The sequence below is a fragment of the Bremerella cremea genome, assembly GCF_039541315.1.
GTDB lineage: Bacteria > Planctomycetota > Planctomycetia > Pirellulales > Pirellulaceae > Bremerella > Bremerella cremea.
In genome coordinates, this window is sequence record NZ_BAABFZ010000005.1 from 187,823 (window position 1) to 206,387 (window position 18,565).

The following is an 18,565-nucleotide window of genomic DNA, read 5'->3' on the forward strand; positions in this document are numbered from 1 at the left end:
AGCAACTATTCCGCTGACAACGCTCCGTTCCGGCGGAAGTTGTCAGCATGGAAGCGGACGAGTTCGAGGCCACGCTTGTCGTAGATCTTTTGAGCGCTGTGCGGGGCACCCTCCACGACAACTTTCTCGAAAGGAATCTTAAGCGACTCCAGAAACTTCATGTAGTCGAGATTGTTCTCGTAGTTGAAGCCTGCGGTTCCGACATGCAGCATGATCCTCAGGGGTGGCTCTTTCGACTCGGCATACTTGCGTGCCAAGTCCCAGGTATTGTCGCCAGGGGCAAAGGCGAGCCCTGGGTTTTCGCGGCCGTTATCTTCCGAGATTCGCTTCTCGGTCGCATAGCCGGAACCACCAGGGGCTGCGGAACAGAACAGGTCGGGGTGCTTGAACATGATTCGAGTCGTTCCCCGGCCCCCTTGCGAAAAGCCTTCCAGGCCGCGACCTTTCCGTTCGGCAACGGTGCGGTACGTCTTGTCGATGAACGGAACTAGTTCCTCAACGAAGACATTTTCTCCCATGGCATTCTTGCGTTCCGCCATGTTGTAGTGGCTGACCGGCCCGCCGTTCACGAAGACGTAGATCATCTCTGGTGCGGCACCGTTTGCCATATATTCATGAAAGGTTTTCGCCAGGCCAACGCTTTTGTTCTCGTTGCCAGGGCGGCCACCATGCAGGTAATAGACGACCGGATAGCGACGATCGGTGTCCGCGGCATACGAAGGTGGCAAGTAGATGCAATAGCCGACGTCCTGCTGCATCGATGGGCTTTTGAAGACACCATGTTGAACGCCGGTCGGCAGCGTCTTGGGATGGTTCACCCACTGAAACGGTGGAGGGGTCTTCTTCTTGGTGGCCTGAGCATTTAGTTCATTACTTGACAAAATGCCAAGCAACATCGCCACACACAACCAACCCATTCGACGCGTCATGAATACCTTCCTGCTTGCCTGATCAATCGCTTCTGGTCGGTTCACGGTAACCTGGATGGCGTGGCGAATGCAAGCAGTCGGGGCGAACGGATCTATTTTGCTGGATAACCACCAACCAGTTCGTCAGGATTGGCCGGATCAAGCTTCCACAGCGGAGGCGGAACGAAGCCAGCACTACCAACCCCGTACGGAGGCACCGCGTCCGCTGGCTGTAGTGCCCGGTGCTCGATCAGTTGCCGAGCAAGTTGATTCACCTTCTTCGGCTTCTCTTTCACCAGGTTGCTTGTTTCGTTTAGGTCCTGATCGAGATGAAAGAGTCGAACCTGGTGCGAACCATCCTTCAATTGCTTTATGTCGGTTAGCTGAGGTCCGTTGACGATCAGCTTCCATCCATTTTGGATAATGGCAAGCTGCTCGGAATCTGGACCAGATTGACCATGGTAAGAGAACCAGGCTCGCTCGCTCCCGTCGGCACTTGTTGATGTCCAATCCGGCACCAGGTTGATGCCGTCGAGCGGCTTATCGGTCAGACTCTGACTCTTACCGCCAGCGATGGCGACCAGCGTGGGCAATAAATCGATGTAGCCGCAGACCACGTCGCACGATTGTCCCGCTTTGATCTTCGCTGGCCAACGAACACAAGCAGGCACACGCGTCCCCCCTTCAAACACCGTTAGCTTAGAACCTTTCAACGGCTGATTGATTCCGCGCAAGTTGCCGACGCCACCGTTGTCGCTGAAGAACCAGACCATCGTGTTGTCGGCTTCACCGGTCAATTCGATCGCCTTCAGAATTCGACCGACGCCTTCGTCCATGCGGCCGATCATCGCCTTGTAGATTTCCCGCTGCTTTTCGTTACGGCCCTGAGCGTCAGGCAGGTTGCCATACTGGGCGATCGCGTCGTCCGGAGCCTGATAAGGGGAATGGGGTGCGTTGAAGGGGACGTAGCAGAAGTAAGGAGCGTCGGCCTTTGCGGACTCGACAATCCACTCGGCAGCCGTTTCGGCGATCAGGTCGGTCGCATAACCTTGTTGATCGGAAGTTTCGTAACCAACATGCCAGTCACGAACGCCATCGCGTGAAAGCTCGAAGTAGTCGATCGCTCCGTTGTAGTGCCCATGAAAGTGCGTGAAGCCCTGAGCGAGCGGATGCCACTTCGCCCGGCGATGGCCCAGATGCCACTTGCCGAAGATACCACGGTTCTCGTAGCCAAGTGTCGCCAGCATTTCCGGCAAGGTGACTTCCGAAGTCGGCAAGCCGAAGTCGCGATATGGCGGAATCACCGCTCGGGCACAACCGAACCGAATCGGATACCTTCCGGTCATCAGCCCGGCCCGCGTCGGCGAACACATTGGCGCGACGTAAAACCGATTCAACGTCATTCCATCGGCGGCAATCGAATCGATGTTCGGCGTTTGGAACTCGGCGTTATGATAGCCTACCGAGTTCCACCCCATGTCGTCCGCCAGAAGGACGACCATATTTGGTAGCCGCTCAACAGCGCTCGGGCCGTGGTCTTCTGCCGCTAAGCCAGTGCTAAAGAGCGAACCAACAACTAGACCCAAGGCAGTAAAAGAACGAGCAAGCATGAGAGGGGATCTCGCGAAAGGAGGTCAACAGTCGTCCCTTGATTGTAGATACCCTAGCCCGCAACTGCATGCATCGGCGGATCTATTCCGCGGCGAAATCGGTCGATTTGCTGCCTCACGCCAGGAATGCCGACGGAGCATGATCAACGGTCGAATTTCGGTTGAGAGTGCTTTCTCGTCAGGTTCGATTCGCGAACTAAGTCGATGACAGCAACGCATCAATATCCTGATCCTGACGAGGTGGCGTTCCGAACATGCGGCGATACTCGCGGCTGAACTGGGACGGGCCATCGTAGCCGACCCGAAATGCCGCTTCCGCAGCGTCCAGCTTTTCGGCCAGCATCAAGTTGCGAGCCTCTTAGAATCGGAGTCGTTCCTGGTACTGCAACGGCGTCATCGCGATAACGTTTTTGAAATGCAAATGAAATGACGATGTGCTCAGCCCGACTTTTTCGGCTAAGGTTTCAATCTTCTCCGGATCGGCGAAATGATCTTTGATCCAGCGAATCGCTTGAGCAACCCGATACGCAGGCGCCCCGCTGCTTTGTGTCGAGATTGAAACCTATTCGCCATTGATACGTGAAGAAATTACGCCTGACAAAAAGGCAGGGGCGGCTGGCATCGACACAACGACCATCTAGTCCCTGCGATACCCAAACGCAACTCTGTGAAGGCCCCCCATCATCCCCACGACCTGGTCGGAAGAAGAACTACAGAAGATCGCCACAACCGATGACCTGCACATCGCGCCGTTTCGTGCGGATAGAACAACGCGAAAGCAACAGTTTCGGAAATTCACCGCATTTATTGGTAACCCACACGACGGTGCTGGTCGGAAATGTTTCACCACTGCCGTCGAAAAACAACTGGCATTCTATCGCGACAAGCCTCATAATCGACGGCCTCCTTTCCTCTATGAACTCCGCGTTAGTGCCAACGTATGTTTTACGACTTCTGGAATACTTCCTTACGGACGGCTCCGCAGAACTTCGCTTGCCTGACATTTCTGCTGGCGAGCATCACCACCGTCCAGGCTGACGAGTTGTATCCTATTCAGCCCGTTCCAGCCGATTGGAATCAATCGCAGTTCTATGCCAAGTATGTCGATGCCAATGGCTACGCGGTGTTGGCCTCGGCGACGGTAAACGACTACGCCCTGAAGGAAGCAGCCTACCTGATCGATCAACTTCTCGCGAATCGCCCTGATTTAAAGCGAACCATGACCGCCAGTGGTTCTCGAATGCTGATTCTGGCTTACAACGAGTTCACCACCGACCTGCCCGAGTTCTCGCACTTCAAGCCGAAAGAATACTGGGATGCACGCGCCCGCGGGACTGGCGGCACGATGGCCGACGATCCATTCTGCAGTTGCGGCGAAGAGAACCTGCTTGGTTATAAGGGCGATCCTTACTCGACCGAGAACATTTTGATCCACGAATTCGCGCACAACATCCATCAGCGCGGGCTCGTTCGGATCGATCCCACCTTCGACGATCGCTTGAAGGAAACGTACGACAAGGCGATGGAAGCGGGACTCTGGAAGGACAAGTATGCATCAGTCGATCACCGCGAATACTTTGCTGAGGGTGTGCAGTCTTGGTTCGATAACAACCGGGAGCCAGATAGTTCGCACAATCACGTCAACACGCGGAAAGAACTGAAAGAGTACGACCCTGGCCTGGCGGCGATCTGCCAGGAAGTCTTCGGCGAGATGAAGCTCACCTACACCAAGCCGACGACGCGGCTTGAAGGACACATGCAAGGTTACGATCCGAGCCAGGCACCCACGTTTCGCTGGCCGGAACGGCTGATCCAGGCCAACAACAAGATCCGCGGCAGCGATCAAAAGAAAGACGCAAGCCAGACTGAATAGCGATTGCCCCACGATCGCTTCCGCATTGCGGACATTGGAAATATCTGCCATGTCCCTGCAAATAATCCACTGTCACACCCCTCTGCGCAAATACTAACATTGGTGGATTCGTCCGCGAATCGCCTGGCCTTTGGAAGCGTGTAGAGGAATCTCTTGAAGCCGTATCTCAGCGACAATCCTGCTCTTCGCCTGTCGACACTTTGCATTCTTTACGCCGCCCAGGGAATCCCCGATGGGTTCGTTCGAATTGCCCTGAAAACATATCTGATCAGCGAGCAGGTCTCGACCGAGGCAATTGGCACGGTCGTCGCCATGGTCAGTTGGCCGTGGGCCTTGAAGTGGATCTGGGGCCCGTTCATCGATCGCTTCGGCTATTTGCCGATGGGACGACGTCGCCCTTGGATCCTGGCAGCCCAGTTTCTAATGACGCTGACGCTGGGGGCAATGGCCTTCATTCCTGAACTGACCACCAGTGTTGGCATCATTGCGGCGATGGTGTTACTGGTTAACGTGTTTGCTTCACTGCAAGACGTCTCGGTCGATGCACTCGCCGTTGATATGTTGCCGGCGAAAGAACGTGGCGTCGCGAATGGCTTCATGTTCGCCTCGAGCTACGGCGGAACGTTCATCGGGGGTGCCATCTTGGGACATATCATTTTGTCCTATGGTTTCCCTAGTGCGGTTTCCGTACAGATCACCATCTTGTTGTTGATCGCGGCGGTACCACTTTGCCTGAGAGAGCGTCCTGGCGACTTGCTCTGGCCAAGCAAGAAAGCACGCGACCATCACTCGCGATCGGAAGAGATGGAACACCCAGCTTCTCTTCGGGCGCTATTCCAAATGCTATTTCGGGCCTTCTCGCTCCGCTCGACGATCCTCGGCGCGTCGCTCGCAGTGCTTTCGTTGATTGCGATCAACTCGCACCTGATTATCTGGCCCGTTTATCTGCAGCGTGAACTTGGATGGACCAGCAGTGACTGGCTGTTCCTGGAAGGGCAACTCGCAGTCTGGTTTGGCCTGGGAGGCTCAGTACTCGGCGGGATCCTTGCTTCGACTTTCGGCACCAAGCGAACCGTTATCTTTAGTCTCGTCGCCCTCTCGACTTGCTGGCTTGCCTATCCGATGACGGAAGCATACTGGTCGAATTCAACCGTGGTGACCATTCTCTTTCTCGTCGAATCGACTCTCGCCGCGTTCCTGCAAGTTTCCATGTTTGCCTTGTTCATGGGAATCTGCTGGCGGCCTATCGCGGCAACGCAGTTCACCGCGTTTATGGCCTTATTAAACGTCTCGAACGGTTTGGGGGCTCGTTTTTCCGGCACGATGGAGTGGGCCTTCAACATCAGCGAGCTTCACATCTTCCTCGCGATTCTGCAGATTGTTCTCGTCGCGATCGTCTTGGCAATCAATCCGAAAGAAGTGAGCGAGAAGCTAGAAGATCCCCATGCTCCTAAAGATTCGTCAGAAACGCCTGACGAAGTAATGCTTTCCAAAACTGCATCGTAACCGGTGCAACTACGGCGCGGTCAGTCGTCAGTCTACGCGTGGCGGAACGTCGTCAACTGGAAATATGTAAACCTGTTGCCGGCTAACGTGTAGTTGGAACTCATGGTCGGTGGTCTTCCTTCAAGCAGTCGGCAAGTGTCTCCTCTGCTGCCGATTCCAGGCTAGACGGCTCCGTAAATTGCATCTTTTCGGCTGTTTATGGGGCAGTCTCTGCCCTCTGGCTCTTTCTCTCGGCCACCCGGCAACAGGCGTTTGGCTTCCAGATGAGCTCTCTGGCGAATGTACCGTTCAGGGACGCTCCGTGAAGTCATTTCTTGAATCTTAGTATTTTGCACCACGACGCCACTTGCAACTCTTTTGCATATTACTAGAATCTACAAAACCACCCACATGCCACTCGCTTGCATGTACGATAAACAAGCGTTACCGGAAGCCGTTCTCTTCCGGCTAAGGAGGCAACGACATGATCCAACTTCGCTTCATCTTTCTGCTTGTCTGCCTGGCAGCTTGCGGCCGTACCGCCATCGCCGAAACGCAACTCGGTCCAGAAACGGATGTCACAATTGGCATCCTTCAGCCAAAACTAGCGCAACCTGTTCTGTTACTCCTCGGCCACACAATCACTTCCGAGACGTTACTCAGTAACGACGAAGCCGCCCTCTGGGAGACGACCGGCGAGTTGCCTTCCTACCGAGTGTTAAACCAGCGGGCGCTACGCCTACGCACCGGATCGCTCTTTCTACATCAGCCCACCGATAACGTGCCAGAACTTTCCCTTTGGCGCGAGCGGCTTTCCTGCCATGGAGTTCGCCTGGTCGCCATCGACCGGAAAACATCAACCTCGCAATTGCTGTCGTTGGCAGAGGAACTAAGCCGCCTGTTTCCCGCGAAACGTGCGCTGATCCAAGAGAGTCTCGAGCGTGAACTTCAGCGTCATCACGTTGGCCCATGTCAGCTCGATCTCGCGAATCTTCAACCGGAATAGGCTTCTCACCCTTCTCCCCATCGTCCGTTCCAACAATCTCGAATCATCGTCAGGCAAGGATATCCATGATCGCGCAAAACAAATCATCGCAGCTTCCCGTGACGGTTCTGTCTGGCTTTCTAGGAGCTGGCAAGACGACTTTACTTAATCATATTCTCGCCAACCGCGAAGGCCTACGAGTCGCCGTGATTGTGAACGACATGAGCGAAGTCAACATTGACGCCGCAATCGTCCGCGACGGCAGTGCCGCGCTCAGCCGAACCGAGGAACAACTGGTGGAAATGACCAATGGCTGTATTTGCTGCACGCTGCGGGAAGACTTGCTGGTCGAAGTCAGCCGCCTGGCACGAGAAGGCCGTTTTGACTATTTGTTGATTGAGAGCACCGGAATTAGCGAGCCTCTGCCGGTGGCCGAAACGTTCACGTTCGTCGACGACGAGGGCCAAAGTCTGTCGGACTTCGCTTCGCTTGACACGATGGTAACTGTGATCGATGCCAAGAACTTCCTGCTCGACTTCGGTTCGTGGGACGACCTGGTCGATCGCAAGATTGGGCTGAGCGAAGAGGATACACGTAATGTGGTCGATTTGCTGGTCGACCAGGTCGAATTCGCGAACGTGATACTCATCAACAAGGCCGACCTCGTCGACGCCGATCAATTGAGCCTGCTCAAGTCCATCGTTGCTCGGCTCAATCCAACCGCCCAGGTCGTGACGACCGAGTACGGCAAGATCCCTTTATCCCGGATCCTGGGGACAGGCCTCTTCCAGTTGCAAGAGGCCGAGCAGCATGCCGATTGGCTCGCCGTGCCACGTGGCGAAGAATCTCACGAAACCGAAGAGTACAACATCGGCAATTTTGTCTTCCACTCGCGGCGGCCGTTCCATCCTGGTCGGCTTTGGGACATGCTCAATCGCGAAGATGGCATCCTGTCCGGGATCCTTCGCAGTAAAGGCTTTGCCTGGATCGCGACTCGGAACGACTATGCCTATCAATGGTCTCAGGCAGGTGTCTCTATCCAGTTGAACCCAGCTGGAATCTGGTGGGATGCCGCCAGTGATGAGTATTGGCCTGAAGAACCTGAAGTACGCTCGCAGCTGATGAGCCAATTCGACGGCAAGTATGGCGATCGCCGCCAGGAACTGGTCTTCATTGGGATCAATCTCGATCGCGCTCAAGTCGAATCGCGGCTGAACGAATGCCTGCTAACCGATCTGGAATTCGCCACCGGCCCGGAATTGTGGGAACGCCTCCCAGATCCGCTGCCAGCGATCCGGGTCGAGGAAGAGGCATCAGAGGAAATCGCGTCGAATGACATCCAATGATCTGAGAGCGCAGCCCTTCGACGAATTCAACTTAACGACAATCACCGTACCCTTGGACATCGATGCGAGGTGAACTCCATGATCCAGCGCGTAAAGCATACTTCGCTGCAACGGTCCGCGAGGATTGATTCTGCGGACGCGGCGGAATCGATTCGGCGTCGAGCGAGTGATCTGTTTCAGCAGCAGTGTTGGTGCTGGGGGCGGGACGTGCTGCGTCCTGAGGGAAACTGGCTACGGGAAATCGGCTTTAGCCAGATCAAGCCGCCGCCAGAACGAACCGATTGCTCCAGCAGCGTCTACCAGTTGTCGTTGGCGGGCGGCCGATGTGTCGTGCTGCGCGGTTTCGGCGCGTTTTACGGGGAACATTCGCTAGGCGGGATTTTCATTTCGCGAAACACGTTCGCACCTCGTTACCTTCGCCAGGCAATGTTAGATTCTCCTCCCTGGTCCGACACCGACTTGCCCCCATCGCCGGTCAGCACCATCGATAATCGTCAGCGATCGGTCCGGCTGACGCTGGGAATGATCGAATGGATCGCCCAGTACGAAACCGACGTCGCATCTCGCTTAGGTCTCGCCTACCGCGAAGCTACGCTGATTGCCTGGAACAACCGCAAACATGCTATCATCCCAGCATGCCAGTTTGCTTCGGCCTGGCATGCCCTTGCGGAGAGGTTTGCAGACCATCACCAGCTTTCCGCCTGGAAGCCTCGATGATGCGATGGAACGCTGGTTCAACAAAGAACAGCTCTCGAATGCATCGTCCCTGCATCTCAGTCAGACGCCGCCAATGGAAGTGATTGTCTTTTAGGAGGCCGAGCCTTCTAAAATCTGACTGGCGAAGTCAGCCGGCAACGCGTCGATTTTGCGGCACGCGGCAGAAGGCAGTGAATAGTTCATCACGGTCGACTTGATCATCTCCGCTCCGCTGACGGGACGGAGTAGTAATCTCAGCCCGACAAACCTTGCTGGCCATACACTGTATCGATCTTCATCTGGCCGCGTCGTCTCGTTCTGGGCGCGTTCGTACCGTCCTCGCCGGGACCGCATATCACTTCGTTCCTGACGAATGCTTCGTCGTGTTGCCCCTTCCGCTCCCATCCACATCAATCGCACGAAACCGGTGTGGCTGCGGACTCCCTCTTTTCCGACCGGTAAAGAATCGACGACTTGCCCGGCACTTATCTCGCAGAAGAGCTTCACCAGGGGGACTCCGCTGAGAACGGCATTCACCGATTCTCCGATCCGCGGATTACATTCGATATAGGAAGGTGTTTGTGTTGCATCGTCGTAAAGGTATTCGACGAATATTGCACCATGGAGACCAAGTGAACTCCCTAAGCGTTTCAAATCGTCGATAACGCCTGGATGGTGAACGCTTTCTCGCAGCATCGCTCCCCCTCCGGAACAATCGATCAGCACCTTGGCCGAATGAGCACCCATCAACTGACCATCCTGATAAACGGCCTGGCCGACGCACATCTGTCCGGTGGCAGGTTGTTGGACAAGGAGTGGTTCGTTCTCCAGAAGCTTTGCATCGCGAAACTCGGCGAGAGCATTCGTCAGATCCTCAGCGTTTCGGACGAGCCGAACCCCAAGTCCTGCGGTACCCAAGTTCACTTTCAAATAGAACGGAAATGAAAGGTCTTCCTTAAGCAGCGAGTCGGAGTGCCGAACTTCAAAGGCTGGGATTGGCAAGCCCAACGCGCCCATCGTCTCGGCGAAATCGATTTTTCCAATCAGCTTCCGCATCGCATCAAAGGATGGAACTGCCAGATGGACATGCGGGGCAATGGAATCACGAAATTTCGATAGCAGATAAACCTCTTCATGTGTCGGCAGTAAAAGGTCGTACTGGTGGCTGCGAACCAGCCCGAGCAGTTCTCGCAGGTATTCGACCGGCTCGGTTCCTATCTTCGGACACCTTCGCCATCGGGCGACTTTGCTTGAAAATCGACATTGGCAAAATGCCGATGGGGCCAGCACATCAATCGCATGCTCCGTTGGCACGCCATAGAGTGTCTGTCGCGCGGACGCACTTGTCCCATCGGTCATGAGGATCTTCATGATAACGAGGCTCGCAGCTGACGAAACTGTTCCACGACTTCGTCCATGCTGAAGAACTTCAGTGGATCGCGTTGTTCGAGCTGATGCACCATTTCCACAACCTTTTCGTTGAGAGGCGCCTCGGTTCCGTGCTCTTTCGCCAATCGAACGATCTCGCCGTTGACATAGTCGATCTCGGTCGGTTTGCGGCGTATCAAGTCTTGTTCGACCGAATAGACAATTCGCTTGCGCTTGGTGATCCGAATAACGGTCGCGGCGATCCAGCCCAATAGCGGTACATCGAGCAGGTTCAACAAGTTGCGAAACCGCTTGATATCGGAAGGCCCCGGCACCCGCACAAGATTCACACCTGCCGCCTTAAGTACGGCAAAGCATTCATCCAGCAACGGTTTGGCGACTTCGTTTCGCCACGATCGGTCGAGAATACACTCGGTGAGAAAGCTGCTCTGCGACAACACCGATGCATAGCCGGGGCAATTGATGGAAACTTTATTGAGCTGAACGCCCACAATGTTTTCATGACTCTTGAACGCCAGCCCGCTCTTCCGAAGGATCTGCAGCGCCTTTTCGATTCGATCTTGCGGAGGATCGCCGAGGGTGGAACCAATCATCGTCACCCCATCCAGTTGCAGGCTGACCGTTCCGGGTTCAACCAGTGCAACATTGATCGCCGTCATACCTACCAGGAACTGCTCTGCTGGCAGGAACTTTCGTAGCACGGCCTGGTTGGTCCCATTCTGCAAGGAGACGATCGTTGCATCACCCAGGTAAGGTCCGACTCGCTCCAAGGTTTCGACCGTGTCTTGCGATTTGACCGTTAAGATATGCAGATCACAATCGCGCAACTGTTCCAGGTCGGTGCAGACGGTCACCGGAGTCTCGCGCGTGCCCCATGGTCCCTGCAGAACAATGGTGCCTCGCTGCTCCATCATCCGCCCATGCTCACCACGAGCCAGCATCACCACTTTCACTTCCGGATCGTGAGTTTGAATGAGTCCTCCGACGAGCGAACCGATCGCCCCGGCACCCAGTATTCCAACTTTCGTCATGTTGTTTCTCTTCGGAAGCAAGTCTGCCAAATGCCATTATTCCGTGGTAACGTCGCGAGTGTCCGTTGCAATCTTGGATTGGCGTTCTGACCGAAACCAACGCCCCGGTGGCCCTGCCAACAAACCAGGCAAGACAACCAAGTCGCCGACCGCGGCAATCACTAACAGAACCAACAGCATCCACGAGAAGCTGCGGGCAGGAATGAAGTCGCTGGCGTTATAAACCAAAAGCCCTGCGGCGCAAACGAACGTTGTCTGAGCGAGTGCTCGGCCGCAATGGCCATACGTTATGCGAATCGCCTCGAACCGGTCTGCTCCCTTTCCGAGTGCGTGCTGAAACGACCCCAGAAAATGAAACGTTCCATCGACCGCGATTCCCAGGGCAACACTGGCCGTCATCATCGAGCCGATATCAACCGCCCAGTTCAACCAGCCCATGGTGCCAAAGACCAACACTGTGGGAAAGATGTTCGGTACCATCGCCAGCGTCCCAGCTACGACGCTCCGCAGCACAACCACCATCACAATCCCCACGAGAGCAATTGCGGTGACAAAGCTGTAGAACAAGTCCTTCAATAAGGCTCGCTGCACGTCGTAAACCACCGAGGTCACCCCGGTGTAGGTCGCCGAGATCGGAAACGATTCATCCGATTCAGCGGACACGGCAGGCGCAATCTGTTCTTCTAACTCGACTAGAAATGTACCGTAATCAATATCAGGATCTTGTTCGACGCGTCCACTGATCCGCCATAACTGTGCCCCTTCGACTTGTCGAACGTAGCCTGCCTCGACGAGCATCGGAAGTTGTTTTTCGACCTGACGGCGATACACCGTGCGTCGAAGAACGCTTCGCACATCACCCCCATCCGGTATCGGCGGAAGAAACGTATAGGGGGAAATGACGCCCTGAACATGATCGACGGCGAGAACCTCGTTCTGGAGCTTCTCGATCACGCGAACTTTGTCCAACATCCGAGGATCGCCCGCAAGATCTGGAAACCGCACAATGATCTCAACCGGCACCGATGGAGCCACGTTGGTCTCGAACCACCGCTGGTCCTGCACGGCTTTCGTCGTTTCAGAGATCATTGAAAATACGTTCAGGGTCGAACTGACGCGCGTCAGCCCAATGGAGGTGAACGCCAGCAGGACAAACGCCGTGACAACAATCCAGCGGTGAAAACGGCGAATGAGTTGGGCGGACTGGTTCCAAATCCAGTTGTCATCGGAGCCTGCCAATGGGGACCACCAAGGAAACCCCGCTTTGTCGGCTGCTTGTTTCCGGCCGGGCCAGTGTTCCATAGCTCCCGGAAGAACCAAGAGCAGCAGCGCACAGGTCACCAACAAGCCAATGGCGCCAACGATGCCGAAGTGCCGAACTGGCGCGACTTCACTGACCATCAACGAGGCCAGGCCAATCGCCGTCGTCACCGCAGCCAGGACGGTCGGAAACCATCCTTTGCGAATCGCATCGACCGCAGGCGTTACGAAGTTTCCGTCGCTCAGCTCGCTGTAGTAATAGTTCACCAGGTGGATTCCGGCAGAGATCGCCAAGACGAATACCAGTGGTGGAAGCACAATCAGAATGGCATTCATCTGCAGGCCAAGCCAAAACACCAAAGCCAGCACCAGCCCTTGGCCAACGGCAGCAACGATCACGATCGGGATCGTGAACCAGATCGATCGCAGACAAACACAGCACAACAGAAAGGCGAGCACCGACGAGGGAATGGCCAATGTTTGGACCGATTCAATACTCATCTGGTCGATGGAAAGTCCGTCGGTCGCTGGCCCTGCCAGGAGGTACTGGTCCCGTGGAAGTCCCACGATCTTTTCTGCCGAGGCCAGCGCAATCTCGTGGGCAATTCGCCGATCCAGAGCACCTTCTGGTGTCAACTCGATCGCGAGCGTGCTCGTCTTCTCATCGGGACCAACCAACACCGACTTCAGCCGCTCGATCGCCTCGGTCCGCGACAGGGACTGTGGTTCCGACGTCAACTGCTGCAGCATCCGATAACCGTTCGGTACGCCCACGAATAGTTCGGGAAGCCCATCCTCGGTCCGCTGCTGTTGCCGTCGCATGATTTCTTCAGCGACAAGATCCAAGCGAGGGTCATCGACGGTGGCGTCTGGCCAGCTCAGCAGAATCATCTCGTGGACGTCGAATTGGCTGGTAAATTCATGGAAGGTTCGGAGCGAGTCGAACTTCTCAGGAATCCAGCGAATCGGCGCATTGAACATCGTTCGCAAGGCCTGGTCCGCCCCCAGAACCAGAAACGGCGCGGCCAGGGCCATCAGCACCAAGGTACCGAGCGAAATCAACGTCAGTGGAGAAGGTCGCCTCATCAAAGTTGCCAGGCAGTCCTATACAGTGGGAATCGAAGTCTGCGTCTTCGTGCTATTTCTTTCGGACTGATTTTCCGGCAATGATCCGAACAAAGCGGAAGGTCATGAGCCTGGCAAAGAACTGATTCTTCAATCCTGGTACACAAACGACCCTTTTCGACGGAAGCTTTCTCAACGAAAAGTCGACCACCTGCTCTGGCGTGAGCCAGAGATTCGCGGAGATCGTATCGCGGTCGAAGCCTTCAAACTGGGGGCGATTGTGGAAGTCGGTGCGTGTGAAGCCTGGGCAGAGTGCTTGTACCTGCACGCCGGTTCGTTCGAGTTCGACCTGGAGCGATTCCGAGAAGGACGTCAGCGAGGCTTTTGTCGCGGCATAGGTCACCTGGCCTGGCCCGATCATAAATGATGACATCGAGGCAACATTGATAATGTACCCACGTCCACGTGCCTTCATCCCGGGAACAACGGCATGGGTTAGCAGCACGGTCGCCACGACGTGAACATTAATCATGTCCGCATGTTGCTGGCGGTCGACGTCAACGAAGTCCCCCATGGTGCCGAAGCCGGCATTGTTAACCAGGTATTCGATATTCGGGATTTCACTAAGTTGCTGGGCTAGTCGCTCGACTTCAGAACGTTCCGAAAGATTGCAGACGACAATCTCGGCAGCTGCCCCGAGGGCAACCACCTCCTGGCGTGTTTCTTCCAGACGCGCCGCATCACGCGCGATCAGAATGACCTTGCCACAGCGTTTGGCAAGCCTGCGGGCAAATTCACGACCAATGCCGGTTGAAGCTCCCGTAACGACGGCGACCTCAACCGCGTCGGCTGATGGGGTCATGGGTAAAACTCTCTCGTACCTGGAGGTGCTTCAATGGTGTGTTCGATATTCGTAACTCATGACGAGTCCGTATTTTAATATGCCCCACGGCAATTAGCGAATCTCCGTGACAGCATATTTCGCTTGAACTATGCTAATTCAATATCTTTCCGAAGTGTTCCAAATTTGTTGCTTATTAATTTGCCATTGGCAATTTTCCATGGCACTGGCCCGGCTTCTGCCAAGTTGCCGAATTTTGTTTCTCTTCCTGACGATGCCAGGGTGGTTGTCCATGCGAGTCGTTCGTTTCCGTGCCTACCTGCTCCACCTTCCCCTGCGGAAGGAGATCAAGCACGCCTCGACATCGCGACACGAGAGTACCAATGTGCTGATTGGATGCGAATTGGAAGACGGCACCGTGGGCTGGGGCGAGGGTGTTCCGCGGTCGTATGTCACCGGCGAGACGCCAGAGGGTGCCATTGCCCAGTGGCAGGCCACCGACCTGGCACAGTTTGGCTGCGACTGCCAGAACTGGTCCGACGTCATCAAGTTATGCCGCGCGTTTTCGCTGGCCCAGATGCAAGACGATCCACGTGACTGCTATGGCAACGCCCTACGCTGTGCGGTTGAACTTAGTCTCCTCGATGCATTCGGAAAACGGTTTGGGGAACCGGTCAATCGAATTGTTCCGCTGGTAGCCGAGGCTGAACCTGTTCGGACGCACTTGGAAGAGGTTCGTTACTCGGGAGCTGTCACCGCAGAGAAACCATTCAAGGAAGTGATCAGCGCATTGAAGATGCGGATCTATGGCTTCCAGCACTGCAAAGTAAAAGTCGGAATCTCTGCCAACGAGGGGGACCGACTAAAACGAATTCGCCAGGTGCTGGGCAAGCGAATTGTGATTCGCGTCGATGCGAACGAGGCCTGGCCCGTTGACCAGGTCGTTAGCCGAATCGAGCCCTTACTGCCCGCAAACATTGCCTGTGTCGAGCAGCCTTCATTGCATGAAGAGGTGGAGGGCCTGGCGGAGGTCAGAAAGCAGATCGATGTGCCGATCATGCTGGACGAATCCCTCACCAGCATGTTCGACGCGAATGCGGCTATCCAAGCCCACACCTGCGACTTGTTCAATATTCGCCTCTCGAAGTGTGGCGGTTTCTTACGATCGCTCGATCTGGCAGCGTGTGCGCAACGCCATGGCCTTGGGTATCAGCTCGGCTGTCATCCAGGCGAGTCAGGTATTCTATCGGCGGCCGGACGCCACTGGGCTACGTCGGTCGCAGACATTCGCTTCCTCGAGGGTTCTTACGATCGGCACCTCTTGAAGGACCAACTGACCAGTCCCGATATCACCTTCCAGTACGGAGGTCGCGCCCGGCGGATCGATCGGCCTGGTCTTGGCGTATCGGTTGACCCTCGCGCCATTGAGAGACTCGCCGAACCGCAGGGCACCTACGAGGTTTCGTGAGATGTCGAAATTGGAACCGCAGATAAAAACGTACGAAGCACCCGATGGTTATCCGCTATCGTACCGCAGCTGGAATACCGCTCGACCGCAGGCGCACGTTATCTTGCTACATGGGATCATCAGCCATAGCGGCTGGTACCTGAAAACAGGCTCTCACCTGGCCAATTCCCAGTTTGCGGTTCATGCTCTCGATCGCCGAGGCTGCGGTTTAAACGACCGACGCCGCGGAGACGTGGACCGACTGGCAACACTTCAAAACGATGTCGTCACGTTCCTTCGCCGTTTACCGGCAGGTCAACCGAAACTACTGCTCGGCATTAGTTGGGGCGGAAACCTCGCGACCTCGATCGCCCGTCACTTTCCGGAAGAGCTGGATGGCTTGGGACTCATCTGCCCAGGCCTCTATTCTCGTAAGGCCCCAAGTACACTTCAAAACCTGGCCGTTCGCCTGGCTGTCGGCGTCGGGCTGGGAGGAATTCAGGTATCGATTCCGCTGCAAGACCCCAAGCTCTTCACCAGTCAACCGCAGTGGCAACGTTTCATCCAGGACGATCCCGCCACCCTGCGCAAGGTGTCGCTCCGAATGGCGAAGGCGTCCGCCGAATTGTACGCCGACGCGACTGGCGATCCGCAAGAGATCACTACCCCTACGCTGCTAATGCTGGCAAAAGAGGACCAGATCTCGAAGAACGATGCCATCCGTCAGTTTGTCGAACGCTTTGCGACTGAAGATCGCCACATCATCGAGTACCCAGAGGCGACCCATACACTCGAATTCGAGTCGGACCCCAGCGGCTACCTCAACGATCTGCTGGCATGGTGCCAGTCTCGTTCAATTGCGGTTTCTTCTTGAAGCTCGCATTTACGTTGACGACCGCTTGAAGAGATCTCAAGCGTTGTCTCTCAATGGACTCGCGATGGGTTTTGCATCCGGTCGATAAAATCGAGCTTGTTGGTCAGGCAAGGATGCTTGAACTGTTCTAAGCTGGCTCCTTCCCGCGACAGGACCTCGTTGTGGAATGCTGTCCACGAACCAGGAGGAAGCGACCGAATCACGGTCCCATGCATTCGACCGGTCTCGATGCGGTTGTCGTATTCACAATTCATCTCAGCCAGATGCCGGTCGATCGCCTCGGCGAATTGTTGTTTGACCGTCGCGTCGAGATCTCCCTCCACCAACAGTTCGTAGTGGGGAGGATCTCCAAAGACAGGTGCCAGGGTGAAGAACTCGAACTTCAATTCGAACTCCCGCATCGCGGCGCGAACGGCGTTGACTACCTGGTTCTCGCTCAGCTTCTCGCCGGTCATGCTGGAATAGTGCGCCCCCTTGTTCATGAAGTCGAGAATCGGGGCCTGGCCCTCGAATCCAACACACTTCACTACGTCGTGAATATCGTGCCGCCAAAGAGCACTCGAGGTCGACATTACCAGGAAATAGTTGCGGTCTTGCTCGAGTTCATGGGCCTCGAGAATCGTTGGATTGGGCGAGCCATGTTCCTCTTCCGGTATGAACTCGAAGTAATGCGTGGACACATCGAGCACGCCGGCCGAACAGTTTGCTTCGAGAGGGGTCGTCATGCGCCCCTCGCTCGCGGATAGCCCATGATCGCGGAACGTCACATCGCCGAAATACTCTTGAACCTGCGGTACATAGGGGGCCATCGCGGCACCGGTCCAGATCGCCAAAACCGACATCTGCGGCCAATAGTCGCGCGGCCACAAATGACCTTCGCGATCCGCCATTTGTTCGAGTTCTCGTGCACGACGCGGATCGGCCTTCCCGATTCGCGAGTTTAGCTTCCGTCGAATCTCATCCTTCATCTGCACATGACTGCTAAGGCTGCCGTTGTGGATATCGCGGATAAGCGATTCCTTGTGCTGATCCGCCATCCGTGCCAGACCAATCAACGTCAAAGGATTCGCCGTGATCGCAATGCCAACATCGTTGCGAGCCATCGCCAGCCGAAGCGCCGTGTACTGCTTCGACTCCGCGTCAGAAATCTTATTGATGGCGGTCGGCAGCATAAAGACAAGATTCGCAATCCAGGGGCGAGTATCCGCGGCAAGCCCACTGATGTTGCCGCAGTAGTATCCGCCAGGCGTTCGAGTCTGCTGCCAGTCACTCGAAAATTGCAACGTCTTCAATCGCAGCAATTCGGGGTGATTCTTGTAAACGTTCAGGCCCCAGACATTCCAGCTCCGGCGGTACTCACGGAAAAAGTGATTAGTGACCGGAATGTATTTGGAAGCACTCGTCGTGCCCGACGTCATCGCGAACATCAACACCTTGGTCGATGGGCCGTACAGCGCACGCACATCTCCATTTTTGACGCGCTCTACATAGGGGCGGTAATACTCGTAATTCGCCAACGGAAGCTGCCGCCGAAACTCCTCGACAGTTCGGATCTTGTCCAAACCATGCTCTCTGCCAAAATCGCTATCGGCCTCGCGGCGCAGCTTTTCAAACAGGAGTTCACGCTGTAGCGAGGCGGCTCGCTGGGCGTTGCGGCGAAATCGACGTACTATGTGTTGCTTCCAGGCAACATAAAGCCGGCGTTCAATCATGGGATCGTACTCGAAGACTGTGGTGAATCTTGTAGAAGTCCGC

At 55.6% G+C, this 18,565-nt stretch carries 16 protein-coding genes; 7 read left to right on the forward strand and 9 right to left on the reverse strand.

Annotated features, from left to right (window positions below; all coding sequences use genetic code 11):
* Positions 1 to 5 precede the first annotated feature (5 nt).
* The 4 genes from ABD890_RS17880 to ABD890_RS25535 form a co-directional block, all read right to left on the reverse strand.
* A complete protein-coding gene (locus ABD890_RS17880; protein ID WP_345092841.1) occupies positions 6 to 929 on the reverse strand; it encodes an alpha/beta hydrolase in 924 nt (307 codons plus the stop codon).
* A 92-nt stretch (positions 930 to 1,021) separates the two neighbouring features.
* Positions 1,022 to 2,410 carry a sulfatase-like hydrolase/transferase gene (locus tag ABD890_RS17885; RefSeq protein WP_345092844.1) on the reverse strand — a complete coding sequence of 463 codons (1,389 nt, stop codon included), beginning with the start codon at positions 2,408 to 2,410 and terminating at the stop codon, positions 1,022 to 1,024.
* A gap of 304 nt (positions 2,411 to 2,714) precedes the next feature.
* The gene (locus ABD890_RS17890) at positions 2,715 to 2,864 is read right to left on the reverse strand and encodes a helix-turn-helix domain-containing protein (protein WP_345092847.1); all 150 of its coding nucleotides are present in this window, start codon (positions 2,862 to 2,864) and stop codon (positions 2,715 to 2,717) included.
* A 12-nt stretch (positions 2,865 to 2,876) separates the two neighbouring features.
* The gene (locus tag ABD890_RS25535) at positions 2,877 to 3,074 is read right to left on the reverse strand and encodes an AraC family transcriptional regulator (RefSeq protein ID WP_425548502.1); all 198 of its coding nucleotides are present in this window, start codon (positions 3,072 to 3,074) and stop codon (positions 2,877 to 2,879) included.
* Between the two features lie 384 nt (positions 3,075 to 3,458).
* Here ABD890_RS25535 and ABD890_RS17895 point away from each other — a divergent pair, with 384 nt between their 5' ends.
* From ABD890_RS17895 to ABD890_RS17915, 5 genes are all read left to right on the forward strand, one after another.
* Positions 3,459 to 4,391 (forward strand): hypothetical protein, encoded by a 933-nt coding sequence (locus ABD890_RS17895; RefSeq protein WP_345092849.1) that lies wholly within the window; start codon positions 3,459 to 3,461, stop codon positions 4,389 to 4,391.
* A gap of 153 nt (positions 4,392 to 4,544) precedes the next feature.
* Entirely contained in the window at positions 4,545 to 5,897 is a 1,353-nt protein-coding gene (locus tag ABD890_RS17900) for an MFS transporter (RefSeq protein WP_345092852.1), read from the forward strand.
* 463 nt (positions 5,898 to 6,360) lie between these two features.
* Complete coding sequence (locus tag ABD890_RS17905; protein ID WP_345092855.1) at positions 6,361 to 6,882, forward strand: hypothetical protein; 522 nt, start codon at positions 6,361 to 6,363, stop codon at positions 6,880 to 6,882.
* A 65-nt stretch (positions 6,883 to 6,947) separates the two neighbouring features.
* A complete protein-coding gene (locus tag ABD890_RS17910; RefSeq protein WP_345092858.1) occupies positions 6,948 to 8,207 on the forward strand; it encodes a GTP-binding protein in 1,260 nt (419 codons plus the stop codon).
* Between the two features lie 78 nt (positions 8,208 to 8,285).
* Entirely contained in the window at positions 8,286 to 8,924 is a 639-nt protein-coding gene (locus ABD890_RS17915; RefSeq protein ID WP_345092861.1) for a hypothetical protein, read from the forward strand.
* A gap of 90 nt (positions 8,925 to 9,014) precedes the next feature.
* Here the strand turns inward: ABD890_RS17915 and ABD890_RS17920 are convergent, their stop codons facing one another.
* The 4 genes from ABD890_RS17920 to ABD890_RS17935 are packed head-to-tail and all read right to left on the reverse strand — an operon-like array spanning position 9,015 to position 14,510.
* Positions 9,015 to 10,274 (reverse strand): hypothetical protein, encoded by a 1,260-nt coding sequence (locus ABD890_RS17920; RefSeq protein ID WP_345092864.1) that lies wholly within the window; start codon positions 10,272 to 10,274, stop codon positions 9,015 to 9,017.
* Positions 10,271 to 11,323, reverse strand: a complete 1,053-nt coding sequence (locus ABD890_RS17925) for a ketopantoate reductase family protein (RefSeq protein ID WP_345092867.1) — start codon at positions 11,321 to 11,323, stop codon at positions 10,271 to 10,273. Before ABD890_RS17925 ends, ABD890_RS17920 begins: the two co-directional genes overlap by 4 nt.
* Positions 11,324 to 11,359: 36 nt before the next feature.
* The gene (locus ABD890_RS17930) at positions 11,360 to 13,669 is read right to left on the reverse strand and encodes an efflux RND transporter permease subunit (protein WP_345092870.1); all 2,310 of its coding nucleotides are present in this window, start codon (positions 13,667 to 13,669) and stop codon (positions 11,360 to 11,362) included.
* A gap of 52 nt (positions 13,670 to 13,721) precedes the next feature.
* A complete protein-coding gene (locus ABD890_RS17935) occupies positions 13,722 to 14,510 on the reverse strand; it encodes an SDR family NAD(P)-dependent oxidoreductase (protein WP_345092873.1) in 789 nt (262 codons plus the stop codon).
* Between the two features lie 271 nt (positions 14,511 to 14,781).
* Here ABD890_RS17935 and ABD890_RS17940 point away from each other — a divergent pair, with 271 nt between their 5' ends.
* Both ABD890_RS17940 and ABD890_RS17945 read left to right on the forward strand, forming a co-directional pair.
* Positions 14,782 to 15,957, forward strand: coding sequence for a dipeptide epimerase (locus ABD890_RS17940; protein WP_345092876.1), 1,176 nt, complete (start codon positions 14,782 to 14,784; stop codon positions 15,955 to 15,957).
* 1 nt (position 15,958) lies between these two features.
* A complete protein-coding gene (locus ABD890_RS17945) occupies positions 15,959 to 16,810 on the forward strand; it encodes an alpha/beta fold hydrolase (protein WP_345092879.1) in 852 nt (283 codons plus the stop codon).
* A gap of 50 nt (positions 16,811 to 16,860) precedes the next feature.
* Here ABD890_RS17945 and ABD890_RS17950 read toward each other — a convergent pair whose 3' ends face one another.
* Positions 16,861 to 18,522 carry a GH3 auxin-responsive promoter family protein gene (locus tag ABD890_RS17950; protein ID WP_345092882.1) on the reverse strand — a complete coding sequence of 554 codons (1,662 nt, stop codon included), beginning with the start codon at positions 18,520 to 18,522 and terminating at the stop codon, positions 16,861 to 16,863.
* Between the last annotated feature and the right edge of the window lie 43 nt (positions 18,523 to 18,565).